Raw genomic sequence first — 14,681 nt, 5'->3', positions numbered from 1 at the left:
CCCGACGAGGCCGCGAGAAAGCCAGGTGGGATGCACCGCAAGGAAGGGCCCGCGGGGCGATGCGGGACATCGTTCAAGGGCCCTGACGCCGCGGGGCGCCCACCTGGCTTTCTCCCTCCGGGCGAGGGCCGGCGGGGAGGCTCCACCTCCGCGAGCTTGCGAGTGGGAGGGCCCTGCGGGGCAGGGCCCGTCAGGTGGAGGGCGATGCCGCTACGCCCTCCGCCTGACGGCACGCTTTGCGTGCCTCCCACTCGCCTGCGGCTTGTGGAGCCGGAGCCTCCCTCGCGTTCCTCGCCTCGCTCGCCCGGCGGCCCCCGCGCGGCCCCGTGGGGGGTTTGTTAGGCACTCTTAGGCCTGCGCCGGCTTCACCGGGTCGGCGCAGGCCTTCAGCACATCCAGCCAGGCCTTCAGCACGAAGGCGGTCGCCCCCCAGAGCGGTGCCTGGGGCAGCTCGAGCCTGGGCACGTCGAGCGCCAGTCCGTGCCGTTCGAGGCGCTCGATGGTCCAGGGCGCTTCCATGAGGGGCACCAGGGGGAGCAGGAGGACCTGTTCGAGCTCGTGGTCCAGGCGGAAGCTGGGCTTCGGCTCCTCCCAGCGGAAGAAGACCGGGGTGAACCGGACCCGGGCCTTGGCCACGCCGTCGGGGAAGCAGCCCAGTTCCCAGAGGCCCGTGGACACGCCGATCTCCTCGGCCACCTCCCGCCGGGCGGTGGCGGGCAGGTCCCGGTCCCGCAGTTCCACCATGCCCCCCGGGAAGGCGATCTCGCCGGGGTGATGCGGCGCGCCATAGCCCCGCTGGACCAGGATGATCTTGCGCGCGCCCGCGACATCCCCCCAGAGGATGACCCCGACCGCCGCCCGGCGCGGATCCTCGGGGATGCGGGCGCTGATTTTGTGCGGATCGGGCCCGAGCTGGGGCCGCCGCAGGCTCTCGGCGATGCGGGCCCAGGGGACCGGTGGGGCTTCGTCGGGGGGACGCCAGGCGCTCATTTCACCTTCCCGAACACGGATCCCTTCACCCGCTCCACGGTGTAGACGCCGCGGATGCGGCGCAGGCCGGCCATGAGCTCCACCAGGTGGGTCCGGTCCCGCACCCGCAGGGCGATGTGGAAGAGGCCGGCGCCCTCCTCCGTGGCCGAGCCGTGGAAGCGCTGCACGTTGATGCCCACGCGCTGGATGCCCTCGGAGATGGCGGCCACCATGCCGGGACGGTCCTCGGTGGTGAGGGCGATCTCCGTGTCGTAGAGTTCCGTCCCGTGCTTGCCCCAGGCCACGTTGACGCGGCGCTCGGGGTGCATGGTGCCTTTGGTGAGCTGGGGGCAGTCGGCCCGGTGGATGGCGGTGCCGCGGGTGCGGGTGATGTAGCCCACCACTTCGTCGCCCCAGATGGGCTTGCAGCAGGCGGCCAGGGCATAGAGGATGCCGGCGGTGTCGCCCACCACCACCGAATCCATGAGGTTGGAGACGTTCTCCTTGGGCTTGGCGCGCTCGGGTTCGGGGATCAGGGGCTCGAGGAGCTTGTGGACCGTGATGCGGCCGAAGCCCAGGGCGGCATGGGCCGCGTCCCAGTTCGCCAGCTTCAGTTCCACCAGCCGCGCCTCGAGCTTGGCCTGGGACTCGGGATCGTCCAGGCGCACACCCAGGACGCGGGCCTCCCGCTCGAGCCGTTCCCGGCCGAGGGTGACGGCGTGGGCGCGCTCCTCCTCGCGGATGAAGGCCTGGATGCGGCTCTTGGCGCCGGCGGACTTGACGAAGCCCAGCCAATCGCGGCTGGGCTTGTGGTCGGGCCGGGTGAGGATCTCCACGCGGTCGCCGTTCTGGAGCGTGTGCTTCAGCGGCACCATGCGCCCGTTTACCTTGGCGCCCACGCAGCGGTGGCCCACCTGGGTGTGGATGGCGTAGGCGAAGTCCACAGGCGTGCTCCCCTCCACCAGGCTGCGGAGGTCGCCCTTGGGCGTGAAGACCTGGATGCGGTTGAAGGTCAGCTCGCCGCGCAGGTTGGCCACCAGGTCCCGGCTGTCCTGGGCGTCCTGGTGCAGCTCCACCATGCGGCGGAGGAAGGCCACCTGGTTGATCTCCAGGCGGTTGGCGATGCGGCCGTCCTTGTAGGTCCAGTGGCTGGCGATGCCGGCCTCGGCGTGGAGGTGCATCTCCTCCGTGCGGATCTGCACCTCGAAGATGTCGCCGGAGCTCATCAGCACCGTGGTGTGGATGCTCTGGTAGCCATTCTCCTTGGGCAGGCTGATGTAGTCCTTGAACTTGCCGGGCACGGGCCGGTAGAGGCCGTGCACCAGGCCCAGGGCCGTGTAGCAGCTGGCGCGGTCCGGGCAGATGATGCGGTAGGCCAGCCAGTCGTGGATGTCCTCGAAGCCCTTGGCCTGGGCGCCCATCTTCTTCCAGATGCCGTAGAGGTGCTTGACCCGGCCGGTGACGTGGGCGTTGATGCCCTGCTGGCGGAGGATGGCCTGGAGCGAGCCGTGGATCTCCTGGATGGTGCCGGACAGCTTGGCGCGCTTGGATTCCACCGCGTTCTTCAGGTATTCGTACTGCTCGGGCTCCAGCTGGCGGAAGGCCAGGTCCTCCAGCTCCAGGCGCACCACGCCCATGCCCAGGCGGTTGGCCAGGGGCGCGTAGAGCTCCAGGGTCTCGCGGGAGATGCGGCGCCGCTTCTCCTCCTCCATGACGCCCAGGGTCTTCATGTTGTGCAGGCGGTCTGCCAGCTTCACCAGCAGCACGCGCACATCCTTGCCCATGGCCACCAGCAGCTTGCGGACATTCTCCGCGTTGAGCAGGTGCTTGTCCGTGAAGGCCAGCTTGCTCATCTTGGTGAGACCGTCCACGATCTCGCCGATCTCGTCCCCGAACTGCGCCTTCACCTGGGGCAGGGTCATGAGGGTGTCTTCCACCACGTCATGCAGGAGGCCGCAGGCCACGCTCACAGCGTCCAGCCGCCAGTCCGCCAGGCTCTGGGCCACGGCCAGGGGGTGGAAGAAGTAGGGCTCGCCGCTCTTCCGGAGCTGGGTGGCGTGCATGTCCCGGCCCACGGTGAAGGCCCGGCGGAGCAGGGCCACGTCCCCCTTGGGATGGTGCTGGAGGAAGGCCGCCTTCACGCGGTCGAAGGCCCCATCCAGGGTGAGGCAACTGTCCCCTTCGCAGGCCGAGCCTTCCCCCTCGCGGAGGACGGGCTCCAGGGTTTTCCCAGGCACGGCCATGGTTGAGTGTCGCGCAGGGGCGCTTCTGAATCCAGGCGGTTTATCGGACACTCGTGGGATGCCGCGCCGCTCCGCCCCCGACGATGCCTCCGCCTACAAGGGCTGGACCCGGCCCGGGCCTGTGCCTCCGGGCGGGGTGGAGGCGGAGCCTGGCGAGACCCTGGACGGTCTCTGCGGGCGCTGGCGGATCTTCCAGCTGGAGAAGGGCAACCGCTTCAGCACGGACGACCTGGTGACCGCCTGGTACGGCACCACCTGGTGCCCCCGGGCGGGCCGCATCGCGGACCTGGGCTCGGGGATCGGCAGCGTGGCCCTCATGGCCGCCTGGCGCTGTCCCGGCGCCGTGGTGCACACGGTCGAGGCCCAGGAGGCGAGCCTGCGCCTGGCCCGGAAGAGCATCCGCTACAACGGGCAGGAGGCCCGCATCATCCCGCACATGGGCGACCTCCGCGATCCCGCCCTGTTCGAAGGCGAAGCCCCCTTCGACCTGGTGACGGGCACGCCGCCCTACTGGCCCGAGGGCCACCGCCTGCCCGCGACCCATCCCCAGTCCGTGCCCGCCCGCCTGGAAGTGCGAGGCAGCATCGCGGACTACGCCAAGGCCGCGGCCCGGATCCTGGCCCCGGGAGGGATCTTCGCCTGCGTCTTCCCCAACGACCAGCGCGACCGCGCCCTGGCGGCCCTGAGGGAGGCCGGCCTGCTCTGCCTCCATCGCCGAGAGATCGTCTTCAAGGAGGGTGAGCCCTACGGCCTGGATGTCTTCGCCGCCGGCCGCCGCCAGGACTACCCCGGGGATTTCGAAACCCGCGCCCAGTGCCCCGAGGTCGAGCCCCCCATCCTCATCCGCCGCGCCGATGGCAGCGTGGACCCCGCCATCGCCGGCGTGAGGCTGGCCGTGGGGTTCCCGCCGGGGCTGTGACGCGCCGCGCCCCTTATCTATCCTGGATCTGGCTCATCCTGATCCCCCTGGAACGCCACCATGACCCTGCGCCCCATCCCTGTCCTGCTCTCCGCGCTCTGCCTCCAAGCCGCGCCACCGGATCTGGTGGTCCCTCCTGCGGATGCCCTTCGCACCCCCAGCGGCGTGACCTACCGGGTGATCCAGGCCGGGAAGGGGGATGCCCGCCCCGCGCCCGGGGGAGTCGTTCGGGTGCATTTCACGGGGTGGGGCGCGGACGGAGCGGTCTTCGCCAACACCCGGGCGCTGGATGAGGCGCCATACCTGGGCCTGGACCGGCTGATGCCGGGCATGCGGGAGATGCTGCTGGCCATGGCGGTGGGCGAGCAGCGGCGGGTGTGGCTTCCGGAGGCCCAGGCCTTCGGGGGCGCCAAGGGCCGGCCGGCCGGGGCGGTGGTGATGGACCTGGAACTTCTGGATACGATGCCACCTCCCGCGCAGGCGCCGGCGGAGGTGGCGGCCCCGCCAGCGGACGCGACGGTGCTGCGTTCCGGCCTGGCCTTCAAGGTCCTCAGGCCCGGAACGGGAAAGGCGCATCCCGTTCCGGCCAGCTGGGTCTCCGTCCACTACACGGGTTGGACCACGGACGGGAAGATGTTCGACAGCTCGCTGACAAAAGGTGTCTCAGTGCCGTTGCAGCTGAAGGGCACCATCCCGGGCTGGGTCGAGGGACTCCAGCTCATGGTGGAAGGCGAGCGTAGGCGATTCTGGATTCCCGAGAAGCTGGCCTACCGGGGTGCCCGGGGAATGCCGCCGGGCATGCTGGTCTTCGATGTGGAGTTGGTGCGGATCAGCCAGTGATCGGCAGGTGACCCTGACTCGCTGGGTTGGCTGGCCTAGTTGAACCGCACATCCGACTGGGCCAGGGCGTAGGCGAAGCTGGCGAGGGCGGCGGCGTTCCAGGCCAAGTCGTCGGGGTTGACCTTGTCCACGGTGTCGGCCTGGGTGTGGTGGATGTCGAAGTAGTGGGTGGCGGCGTGGCCGACGCCGAGGCCGGGGACGCCTTCGGCCACCATGGGGCCCACGTCCGCGCCGGAGCCGCCCAGCCGCAGGTCGATGGTGCCGAAGCTCTCGAGCGCGTCCTTCCCGATCTTCTTCAGGGAGGTCAAAGCGGCAGCCTTGGCCTCCGGCGAGGCCGTGCGCAGATCCAGGCCGAAGCCCTTGATGCGCTCGCTGCCGGAGTCGGTCTCGAAGGCGGCCACGATGTTGCGCAGCTCCGCGCGGTGGGCGTCGCGGTAGCCCAGGCCGCCGCGCAGGCCGTTCTCCTCGTTGGTCCAGAGCACCACGCGGATGGTGCGGCGGGGCTTCAGGCCCAGGGACTGGAGGAGCCGCGCGGCCTCCATGGCGGTGACGGTGCCCGCGCCGTCGTCCTGGGCGCCCTGGCCCACATCCCAGCTGTCCAGGTGGCCGCTGAGGATGACCACCTCGTCGGGCTTCTCGGTGCCGCGGATCTCGGCCACCACGTTGGCGGAGGGGGCGTCGGGAAGCATCTTCGCGCCCATCTCGAGCTTCAGGCGGATGCGCTCGCCCCGGTCCTGCATGCGCCGCATCTGGGTGGATGCCTCGATGGTGACGGCGGCGGTGGGGATCTTCGGGTAGGCGGGATCGTAGCCCATGACGCCGGTGTGCGGGGTGTCCAGGCTCACGGGGCCCACAGACCGCACCAGGGCGGCCACCGCGCCGTACTTGGCGGCCCGGGAGGCGCCGTCGTGGCGGTAGGCCACCGTGCGGCCGTAGCCTTGGAAGGGCACGTCGTAGAGGACGATCTTCCCCTTCACGGCTTCGCCGAGTTTGTCGAGCTCATCGAAAGAGCCCACCACGACGACATCCGCCGTGAGGCCGCCCTCGGGGGTGCCCACGCTGCCGCCGAGGCCCAGCAGGTTCACCCGCTGGGGGGTGGGGAGCAGCAGCTCGGCGGATTCCCTTCCGCGCACCCAGTGGGGCACCATGACTTTTTCCGCATGGACATTGACGAACCCCGCCGCCTTCAGCCGCCCCTGGGCCCAGTCGATGGCCTGGTCCAGCTGGGGCGAGCCGCTCAGCCGGTTCCCGATGCGGTCACAGAGCCAGACGAGGTCCGTGTAGGCGCCGTGGGTCCGGAAGGCCTCGACGCGGAGGCGTTCGGCCGTGGCCTGGGCGGTCTGGGAGGGTGCCTGGGGCAGCGTCTGGGGCGACGTCTGGGCACCCAGGCAGGCAGCGGCTAGGAAGAGGAGGCAGCGAGCTGATTTCATGCCTCATCTTACTTGGCAGACGCCCGGGCGCGGGATTTTTTTGCCAAGGGCCGGGCCAGGCTCACCCGGACTCGCATGCGGCCGCTGGCATCGGTGTCGAGAACCTCCCAGGACAGGGGTCCGCTGCGGCCCCGGGGGGTTTCGCCGGGGCCCAGGTTGAAGGCCGCGTCATCCAGCTCCCAGCGGCCGCAGGGGAAGCGGGGCTTGGGCGGCTCGGGGCTGCCGGGGTGGGCGTCCACCACGCGCACGGGGCCCTGTGGTTCGTCGGGGCTGAGCAGGGAGGGATCGATGGTGGCCACCACCAGGCCTTCGTGGCCCGGCCCGAAGCGCCCGCCTACGCGGCCGCGCTCGAAGCCCCAGGGGCGGCGCACTTCCAGGCTGAAGAAGCGGCCCTTCTTCCGGGGATCGGGCAAGGTCACCCACTGGGGATCGGCGCCGGGGGCGCGGGAGACCGGCGCGATCCAGCCCTCCCAGGACGGACCTTTCACGGAGAGCCGGTTGATCAGGCCGCGGAACCAGCCGCGGTACCAGAGTTCGGAACGCACCCAGGCGGTGGGATGGGAGGGGCTGTAGCCCGTGTCCTCCACCCAGGGGCCCTCTTCGGGGTGGGAGCGGTCCCAGCCGCGATACTGGCCCGCGTCCATGAGATCCCAGATGCCGGCCGTGAGGGGATCGCCGCAGTCCAGGTAGAGGTCGTCCACGCGGTGCTCGCCCATGGAGTGGAAGGCCTCGTGGACGATGTTCCCCAGCGGGACTTCCTCGGTCATGAAGATCAGGGGCCAGCGCCGGGTCTTGTCCCAGGGCAGGGGCAGGAGAAGGCTCACGGCCTTGAGATCGGCCTCGTCGGCGGTCAGCGACTGGGGCTTGCCGGGCGTGATGACCCAGAGGTGGTCGGGCTTGCCGTCCGGGCGGACCGCGCCGGTGCGGTTGTCGAGGCGGTCGCAGTCGCCGAGATCCTCGCCCTGCAGGCGCTCCAGCACCCAGCCGGCCATGGCCATCTTGCGGTCATCGGTCCTCGGGGCGGGGAAATCGGCGCTCCGCAGCTTGAGGAAGCGGCCCTCGACGAGGGACACGGCCCCCTTGCTGACCTCGTACAAGTAGTTGGCCGCGCTGGCCACCCCGGGGCGGCGCGAGAAGATCAGCTCCCGCAGGGCGCCGTCCGGCAGCTTGGAGGCTTCGTCCGTGAAGTCGAGGCGGACGATGAAGATGGCCTCCTTTCGGAATCTGGGCTCCGGGCTGAGGGCGATGTCACCGCGCCACTCGGCGGCCGGCACCAGGTCGCGGCGCCAGCCGTCCTTCTCCACGGCCAGGACCGCATCCTCGGGTTCCAGGTCCAGGTGGAAGCGGCCCTCCGCGTCCGTCAGCGCCAGGGGGGGATCCCCCGCGGGGGACACTCTCGGCTGCCGGTCCGGGTAGACGCGGACGCCGGCCAGGCCCCGGTGGCCATCCGTGACGCGGCCTTCCACGGAGGCCGCGGAGGCGGAGGCGGCGAGGGCCACCAGGAGTCCGAAGGCGGCCCCCCTCGTTCGGCCATGGCGTGCCTTCATGCCTGACCGACGCGTTTCTGGAGGTGGGCCAGCCGGGCCAGCAGGGCCACCCGGCGGCGGGTTTCAGGGGCCGCCAGGGGTTTCTCCAGCGCGTCGCACACGGGCCCGCGGAGGCGGGACCAGGCCTCGAGCTCGCCGGGATCGTGCAGGAGGAGGATGGGCAGGTCCTTCAGATCCTGTGACTGGCCCAGGGTCGCCACCAGGTCCAGGGCGCTGCCATCGGCCAGATCCGTGTCGAGCACCAGCACATCGGGGGATTCGGCGAAGATCTGGGCCCGGGCCTGGGTTTCGCCCTGGGCTTCGATGAAGATCGCCTGGTCCTTGCCGAAGTGGTTCTGGACCTGGGTGAGCACCATGGAACTGGCCGACGCCACCAGCACCTTGGGGCGGGCGGGGGGCAGCGGACCTGTGCGGAGCGACAGGGCCCGGACGCGGAGGTGGGTCTGGATGCGCATCTGGAGGAGCAGGTTGCTGGCGGGCTTGCGGATGAAGTCATCCGCCCCGGCGGTATAGCTGCGGTCCTTGGCGTCCCGGCTCAGGGCCGTCAGCACCAGCACGGGGATGTCCGCCGTGGCGGGGTCGGACTTGATGGCTTCGCAGGCCTTGAAGCCGTCCATGGACGGCATCACCACGTCCATGATCACCATGTCGGGCTCGGGCCGGTCCGACCGGAGGCGCGCCAGGGCCTCTTCGCCGTTCGCCGCCACGATCAGGTGGTGCCCCAGCGGCTGGATCTGCGCCTCCAGCAGCCGCCGCTGCAGGGCATTGTCCTCTACCATCAGGATGGTCATGGGAGACGCGAAGTGGGACAAGCGGACTCCTTGGCTCTCGGCCTTGAGGTTAAAGGTCCCATCGGCTCGGATCAACCACGGCTTGAGGCCCCAGTAGGTAAAACCCCGCAGACAGTGAGGGTTTCCAACAGTACAATGACCAGTTCGAGGTTCCTCAGTGGCTCATCCCAGTCTCATCCGCAATTTCTCCATTGTCGCGCACATCGACCACGGCAAGTCGACGCTGGCGGACCGTCTTCTTGAACTCACCAAGACGGTGGCGCACCGCGACATGCAGGCCCAGATCCTCGACGACATGGATCTGGAGCGGGAGCGGGGCATCACCATCAAGGCCCACGCGGTGACGCTGAAGTACCTGGCGCTCGACGGCCAGACGTACACGCTGAACCTCATCGACACGCCCGGCCACGTGGACTTCACCTACGAGGTGAGCCGCAGCCTGGCCGCCTGCGAGGGCGCCATCCTGGTGGTGGACGCCACCCAGGGCGTGGAGGCCCAGACGCTGGCCAACACCTACCTGGCCCTGGAGAACGGGCTGGAGGTGTTCCCCGTGCTCAACAAGACCGACCTGCCCAGCGCCGACCCCGAGCGCGTGCTGGAGCAGATCGACACGGTCATCGGCCTGGTGGACACGGCCCACGCGGTGAACGTCAGCGCCAAGACCGGCGAGAACTGCGACCAGGTGCTCGAGCAGATCGTGAAGTGCATTCCCGCGCCCCAGGGCGATCCGGACGCGCCGCTGCAGGCCCTGGTGTTCGATTGCTACTACGACGCCTACCGCGGCATCGTGAACCTCATCCGCGTGGTGAACGGCACGCTGAAGGCGGGCGACCAGATCCGCTTCATGTCCACGGGCAGTGAGCACCGGGTGGACGAGATCGGCATCTTCGATCCCAAGATGGACAAGCAGGAGACCCTGTCCGTGGGCGAGGTGGGCTACCTGGTGGCCAGCATCAAGTCGCTGGTGGACGTGAAGGTGGGCGACACCATCACCCACGCCGTGACCAACACCACCAAGCCGGCCAAGGAGATGCTGAAGGGCTTCAAGGAGATCCAGCCCGTGGTCTTCGCGGGCATCTTCCCCACGTCCAGCGATGACTTCGAGGACCTCCGCAACGCCATGGACAAGCTGCGCCTCAACGACAGCAGCTTCACCTACGAGCCCGAGACCTCCACCGCCCTGGGCTTCGGCTTCCGCTGCGGCTTCCTGGGCCTGCTGCACATGGAGATCGTGCAGGAGCGCCTGGAGCGCGAATTCGACCTGGACCTCATCACCACCGCCCCCAGCGTGCGCTACCACGTGCACCTGACGGACGGAAGCGAGACCCCCGTGGACAACCCCTCGAAGCTGCCGCCGCTGCAGAAGATCGCGAAGATCGAGGAGCCCATCATCGAGGCCACCATCCTGACGCGCACGGATTTCGTCGGCGGCCTGCTGAAGCTCTGCGAGGAGCGCCGCGGCATCCAGCAGAAGCTGGAATACGTGAGCCAGGACCGTGTGATGCTCGTCTACGAGCTGCCCCTGAACGAGGTGGTGCTGGACTTCTACGACAAGCTGAAGTCCATCTCCAAGGGCTACGCCAGCTTCGACTACCACATGAAGCACTACACGGAATCCGATCTGGTGAAGATGGACATCCTGGTGAACGGCGAGGCGGTGGACGCGCTGTCCATCCTCGTCCACCGCAGCAAGAGCCAGACGCTGGGGCTCGCCCTCTGCCAGCGCATGAAGGAAGTGATCCCCCAGCAGCTCTTCGACGTGGCCGTGCAGGCCGCCATCGGCAGCAAGATCATCGCCCGCACCAACGTGAAGGCCCGCCGCAAGGACGTGCTCGCCAAGTGCTACGGCGGCGACATCAGCCGCAAGAAGAAGCTCCTCAACAAGCAGAAGGAAGGCAAGAAGCGGATGAAGGCCATCGGCAATGTGGAGATCCCGCAGGAGGCCTTCCTGGCGATCCTGAAAGTCGAGGGCTGACGTCCTGGGCGGCCCCGATGGCCTGCCATTGGCAACGTGGAGATCCCGCAGGCCGAGCCTCAGCCGGGTGGCGAGCAGGTAGGGCTGAATGCCCTGCCTCGAGCCGGCACCCGGCGAGGCGAGGTTTCCTGGCGATCATGAAAGTCGAGGGCTGACCTCAGTCCGTCTTCGTGTTCTTGATCTCGCCGGATTCCACGAGATTGGCGAGCAGGCGCTGGAGCTCGTCCTCGCCAAGGATGCCGCGCCGCTGGAAGAGGCGGATCATGCCCAGGAGGATGGCGCGGGTCTCGTAGGATTCCAGGGTGGGCACCGACTCGCGGAGGGTGCGGCCGGGGATGAGGTCGGGCGGAGCCGGAGGCGGGTCCGCCTTCTCGAAGAACCGGAACGGATCGAGATCCGTGGTGTCGTAGGACGGAGCGCCGGTGGCGTCGAAGAAGGGATCCCGCGGGAAGGCCTGTTCCGCAACGGGGCCGGGTGTGGGCACGGGCAGCGGGCTGAGGCTGAAGGTGACCGGGAGCGCCTCGTCCTCGTCGTGGGAGGCGCCCACTTCCACCGTGACGGGGGCCCCGGGAGAGGGTGTCTCGAGGTTCCGGTAGAGCTCACCGATGGCCTTGCGCAGCGCGCTGTGCGAAGCCACCACGGGCTGGATGTGCAGCCCCGACGCGAACCGGGCGCTGTCCATGGCATTCAGGTCCGACGGATCGGACATGGCCAGCACCAGCGATTTCGGCTCCCGGGTGGCCACGGGGAGCACGGTGAACTGGTCCGCCAGCCGGTGGGGGACCAGCTTCAGCACCTCGGGCGGCACCGCGAGATTCCGCACGTCCATCCGGGGCACGCCGGCCTGCTGGCTGAGGAAGTCCATGAGGACCTCCTCGCTGATGTAGCCGAGGGCCACGAGGTTGCTGCCCAGGCGTCCCCGGGCGATCTTCTGGTGGGTGATGGCGCTCTGAAGCTGGGCCGGGGTGATGAGCCCGGATTCCACGAGCAGTTCGCCAAGCCGCTTGATCGGTTGCTGCATGAGGGAGTCCTGGGGACGTCGGTCTTCACGGTGATGCACAGAGGGTGGTCCCCAAGGTAACGTCATTCAAGGCTTTTGTGGCCGGGAGGGTGCATGGATCCTGAGGAACTCTGGCGGGCGACCCTGCATGATTTCAACAATCTGCTGACGGGCCTCCAGGGTGTGGCGGATCTGGGCGATCCGGCCCTCCCCTTCGATCCCCAGAACCACGCGCGGCTGGAGACGCTTCTGGAGGATGGGAAGGTTCTCATCTCCATGGCCCGTGCCGTGGCCCTGGGGCGGCTCCCCTATACGGAGCCCATCCCCTGGAAGGATTGGGAGGCGGGGTTGGGGAAGCGGCTCGAAGCCGCAGGCGCCCTTTTCCGGTGTCCCGTGAACCTCGTGGATGCGGGCGCCGGGCAGGCATCCTGGCCGGCCCCCCTGCTGCAGGACTGGGTCGTGGCGTTCACCCGGCAGATCCTCCCCTGGGCCGCGCCCGGCCCCTTGCGCCTGGAGGCGGAAGCCGTTCCAGGGGCCTGGATCCTGCGCTGGGTCACGGACTCCCCGCTCCCGCGGCCCCTGGAGGCTGAGTGGCCCCCGGAGGCGCCTCGCAGCCTCGCCGGGCTCTGGCTGCGAGGCATGGCTGATCACATGAACCTGGCCGTCGAAGCCTTGGACGGATCCCTTCGGGTCCGCATGCCACAGGCCGATCCTTCGACCCCCGAGCACAAGGAATCCTGATGTTGCAATCCCTCCCTCCCGTTCCACCCGCGGCCGTGGTGGAGGTCACCGCCACGCGCTTTCCCGAGGATCCGGCCAAGGTGCCGGCTTCCATCACCGTGCTCACCGCCCGGGAGCTTGCCGATCGCGGCGCCACGGATCTGCGCGAGGCTCTGGCGCTGCTGGCCGGGGTGTTCATCGCTCCCGGCGGCGACGGCGGCCCGGCCGGGAGCGTGCCGGAGTTCTGGGGGCTGAAGGAGTTCGACGCCTTCCTGCTCGTGGTGGATGGCGTGCCCTGGGGCGGCGCCTTCAACCCGGCCCTCGCCACCCTGAGCCTCGAGGGCGTCGAGCGCATCGAAGTCCAGCGGGGGGCCGCTCCGGTGATGTACGGCGCCACCTCCTTCGTGGGCGTCATCCATGTCATCCGTGGCCTGCCGCTGGATGCGAAGGGTTCCGGCCGGCTGTCCGCCGGAGCCCATGGGACCTTCGGAGGCGCCGTCAATCTGCACCTGCCCGTCGGGTCTGCCACGGACAGCACCCTCACGGTGGACCACGACACGCGGGGCTTCGAAGATCCGCGCACCGGCTTCAAGCGCAACCACCTCCTGTGGCGGAACCGCGTCCAGGCCCTGGATGGGGTGGTCCGGTTCGACCTGGAGGGTGCGGCCGTGGACCAGCAGCCCGCGAGCCCCTTCCCCCGGGTGGGCCGGGCGTTGACGGATCAAGTGCCGCTGGACGCCAACCACAACCCCGGCGGGGCCTTCCTGAACGACCGGCGCGTCACCCTCACCATGGGCTACGATCGGGCCCTGGATGCCGCCGTGCTCTGGTCCACCACGTGGTCGGCCTCCCGGGCGCGCCAGGATGCCTTCCGAGGCTTCCTCACGGACGTGACCACCACCGCCCCCAACGCGCATGGCTTCCGCGAGCGCATCGACCTCACGGACCTCTACCTGGATACGCACCTCACGTGGACCGCTGGAACCAGCCTCAAGGTGGTGGCGGGCCTGGATCACCTGCATGGGCAGGGCCGGGGTCGGGGTGGGGACTTCGACTACGCTGTGAACCTCGACGGCTCCGGCGCCCCGGACGCCTCCGCCACGCCCAGCCAGGCGGACATCCGCATCGACGACCGGCGGGACTTCACGGGCCTCTACGCCTTCGCCCAGTGGCAAGCCGCGCCGCGCCTGACGCTCGAGGCGGGCCTGCGCCTCACCCGGGCCGAGGAGACCCGTCGGGCCGCCACGCTGGACTTTGCCAGCGGAGCCCTCGACACCGGCGTGGATGCCCGCACCACCACCCGCCTGGGCGGCAGCGCGGGGGCCACCTGGACCGCCTGGCAGGCCGGCGAAGATCGCGTGAACCTCTTCGCAGGCCTTCGCAGCACCTTCAAGCCCGCGGCCATCGACTTCGGCCTGGACAGCGCCGCGCAGATCCTCAAGCCCGAGACCGCCACCAGCTATGACCTGGGCGCCAAGGCTGACCTCCTGGGACGCCGCCTGGCCCTGGAGGTCAGCTGCTTCCTCATGGACTTCGAGAACCTGGTGGTGTCCCAGAGCGTCATCGACCCGGCCACCGGGACGGCATCGCCGGTGCTCGCCAATGCGGGGACCGAGCGCTTCCAGGGCGTGGAGGCGTCGGCCTCCTGGCGCTTCACCAGCGACCTGGCGGCCCGCCTGGCCTACAGCTACCACGACGCCCGGTTCCGGGACTACGCCAAGGACTTCGGCGACGGCACCCTCACGCAGCTGGCTGGGAAACGCCTGGAGATGTCCCCCTACCACCTCGGCGGCTTGGGCATCTCCTACGCCCCGGCCCGCGGCTTCACGGCCTCCGTGGAGATGGCCTACACCGGCGGCGTCTTCCTCAACCAGCGCAACACCGCGCCCTACGGCGGCTACGCCACCTTCGCGGCGAGCCTCGGCTGGCGCGCGAAGGCCTGGGAACTCCGCCTGGACGGCCGCAACCTCACGGACCGGCGCCCGCCCGTGGCCGAGAGCGAGCTGGGCGACAGCCAGTACTACCTCCTGCCCGGGCGCCGGGTGGACCTGAGCGCCCGATGCCGGTTCTGACGCAGGAAGGCGTTCCGACAGGCTTCCTAGTAGAATCGAAGGTTTGGGCGTACCGATGAAATTCCACATCGAGACCCGGGGCTGCCAGAACGGGGCCCCCTCCACGAGCCGGCGCAGCCGGGGAGCGGGAGCACGGCGCGAGGCGCCGTGCGATCGGGGGGTAGTCCCCTTCATC

The 14,681-nt window shown here is 69.6% G+C and carries 11 protein-coding genes; 5 read left to right on the top strand and 6 right to left on the bottom strand.

Going from position 1 to position 14,681, the window contains the following annotated elements; genetic code table 11:
* Positions 1–348: 348 nt before the first annotated feature.
* Both MLE42_RS11530 and MLE42_RS11525 read right to left on the bottom strand, forming a co-directional pair.
* Positions 349–990, bottom strand: a complete 642-nt coding sequence (locus MLE42_RS11530) for an NUDIX domain-containing protein (protein ID WP_243288028.1) — start codon at positions 988–990, stop codon at positions 349–351.
* Positions 987–3,212 (bottom strand): RelA/SpoT family protein, encoded by a 2,226-nt coding sequence (locus MLE42_RS11525; protein ID WP_243288027.1) that lies wholly within the window; start codon positions 3,210–3,212, stop codon positions 987–989. Before MLE42_RS11525 ends, MLE42_RS11530 begins: the two co-directional genes overlap by 4 nt.
* Positions 3,213–3,270: 58 nt before the next feature.
* Here MLE42_RS11525 and MLE42_RS11520 point away from each other — a divergent pair, with 58 nt between their 5' ends.
* Positions 3,271–4,131, top strand: a complete 861-nt coding sequence (locus MLE42_RS11520; RefSeq protein ID WP_243288026.1) for a tRNA1(Val) (adenine(37)-N6)-methyltransferase — start codon at positions 3,271–3,273, stop codon at positions 4,129–4,131.
* A gap of 60 nt (positions 4,132–4,191) precedes the next feature.
* On the top strand, positions 4,192–4,971 hold the full coding sequence (locus tag MLE42_RS16190) for an FKBP-type peptidyl-prolyl cis-trans isomerase (RefSeq protein ID WP_275975875.1): 780 nt from the start codon (positions 4,192–4,194) through the stop codon (positions 4,969–4,971).
* A gap of 35 nt (positions 4,972–5,006) precedes the next feature.
* On the opposite strand, the gene MLE42_RS11500 is transcribed toward MLE42_RS16190, so the two are convergent.
* From MLE42_RS11500 to MLE42_RS11490, 3 genes are read right to left on the bottom strand one after another with little or no spacing between them, the layout of a single operon-like run.
* Positions 5,007–6,401 (bottom strand): M20/M25/M40 family metallo-hydrolase, encoded by a 1,395-nt coding sequence (locus MLE42_RS11500; RefSeq protein ID WP_243288025.1) that lies wholly within the window; start codon positions 6,399–6,401, stop codon positions 5,007–5,009.
* A gap of 8 nt (positions 6,402–6,409) precedes the next feature.
* Positions 6,410–7,948: a metallopeptidase domain-containing protein gene (locus tag MLE42_RS11495; protein WP_243288024.1), complete on the bottom strand. Its 1,539-nt coding sequence runs from the start codon at positions 7,946–7,948 to the stop codon at positions 6,410–6,412.
* Positions 7,945–8,760: a response regulator gene (locus MLE42_RS11490; RefSeq protein WP_243288023.1), complete on the bottom strand. Its 816-nt coding sequence runs from the start codon at positions 8,758–8,760 to the stop codon at positions 7,945–7,947. The genes MLE42_RS11495 and MLE42_RS11490 overlap by 4 nt, the downstream gene beginning before the upstream one ends.
* 136 nt (positions 8,761–8,896) lie before the next feature.
* Here MLE42_RS11490 and lepA point away from each other — a divergent pair, with 136 nt between their 5' ends.
* The gene (lepA, locus tag MLE42_RS11485) at positions 8,897–10,714 is read left to right on the top strand and encodes a translation elongation factor 4 (protein ID WP_243288022.1); all 1,818 of its coding nucleotides are present in this window, start codon (positions 8,897–8,899) and stop codon (positions 10,712–10,714) included.
* A gap of 157 nt (positions 10,715–10,871) precedes the next feature.
* Here the strand turns inward: lepA and MLE42_RS11480 are convergent, their stop codons facing one another.
* Positions 10,872–11,735, bottom strand: a complete 864-nt coding sequence (locus tag MLE42_RS11480) for a cyclic di-GMP-binding domain-containing protein, MshE-related (RefSeq protein WP_243288021.1) — start codon at positions 11,733–11,735, stop codon at positions 10,872–10,874.
* A 93-nt stretch (positions 11,736–11,828) separates the two neighbouring features.
* Here MLE42_RS11480 and MLE42_RS11475 point away from each other — a divergent pair, with 93 nt between their 5' ends.
* Together MLE42_RS11475 and MLE42_RS11470 are read left to right on the top strand one after the other, a co-directional pair.
* Entirely contained in the window at positions 11,829–12,455 is a 627-nt protein-coding gene (locus MLE42_RS11475) for a hypothetical protein (RefSeq protein WP_243288020.1), read from the top strand.
* On the top strand, positions 12,455–14,506 hold the full coding sequence (locus tag MLE42_RS11470; protein WP_243288019.1) for a TonB-dependent receptor: 2,052 nt from the start codon (positions 12,455–12,457) through the stop codon (positions 14,504–14,506). The genes MLE42_RS11475 and MLE42_RS11470 overlap by 1 nt, the downstream gene beginning before the upstream one ends.
* Positions 14,507–14,681: the final 175 nt, after the last annotated feature.

It is taken from the genome of Geothrix terrae, from assembly GCF_022808775.1.
Taxonomy (GTDB): Bacteria; Acidobacteriota; Holophagae; order Holophagales; family Holophagaceae; genus Geothrix; species Geothrix terrae.
The sequence above is the reverse complement of the archived record's forward strand: the minus strand, read 5'-3'. Positions and strand labels throughout refer to the sequence as shown.

Excerpts from the sequence above, each read along its gene's own strand:
- MLE42_RS11470 (WP_243288019.1), top strand. The coding sequence starts at position 12,455 with ATGTTGCAATCCCTCCCTCCCGTTCCACCCGCGGCCGTGGTGGAGGTC.
- MLE42_RS11500 (WP_243288025.1), bottom strand. The coding sequence starts at position 6,401 with ATGAAATCAGCTCGCTGCCTCCTCTTCCTAGCCGCTGCCTGCCTGGGT.
- MLE42_RS11480 (WP_243288021.1), bottom strand. The coding sequence starts at position 11,735 with ATGCAGCAACCGATCAAGCGGCTTGGCGAACTGCTCGTGGAATCCGGG.
- MLE42_RS11520 (WP_243288026.1), top strand. The coding sequence starts at position 3,271 with ATGCCGCGCCGCTCCGCCCCCGACGATGCCTCCGCCTACAAGGGCTGG.
- MLE42_RS11495 (WP_243288024.1), bottom strand. The coding sequence starts at position 7,948 with ATGAAGGCACGCCATGGCCGAACGAGGGGGGCCGCCTTCGGACTCCTG.
- MLE42_RS11475 (WP_243288020.1), top strand. The coding sequence starts at position 11,829 with ATGGATCCTGAGGAACTCTGGCGGGCGACCCTGCATGATTTCAACAAT.
- MLE42_RS11525 (WP_243288027.1), bottom strand. The coding sequence starts at position 3,212 with ATGGCCGTGCCTGGGAAAACCCTGGAGCCCGTCCTCCGCGAGGGGGAA.
- MLE42_RS16190 (WP_275975875.1), top strand. The coding sequence starts at position 4,192 with ATGACCCTGCGCCCCATCCCTGTCCTGCTCTCCGCGCTCTGCCTCCAA.
- MLE42_RS11530 (WP_243288028.1), bottom strand. The coding sequence starts at position 990 with ATGAGCGCCTGGCGTCCCCCCGACGAAGCCCCACCGGTCCCCTGGGCC.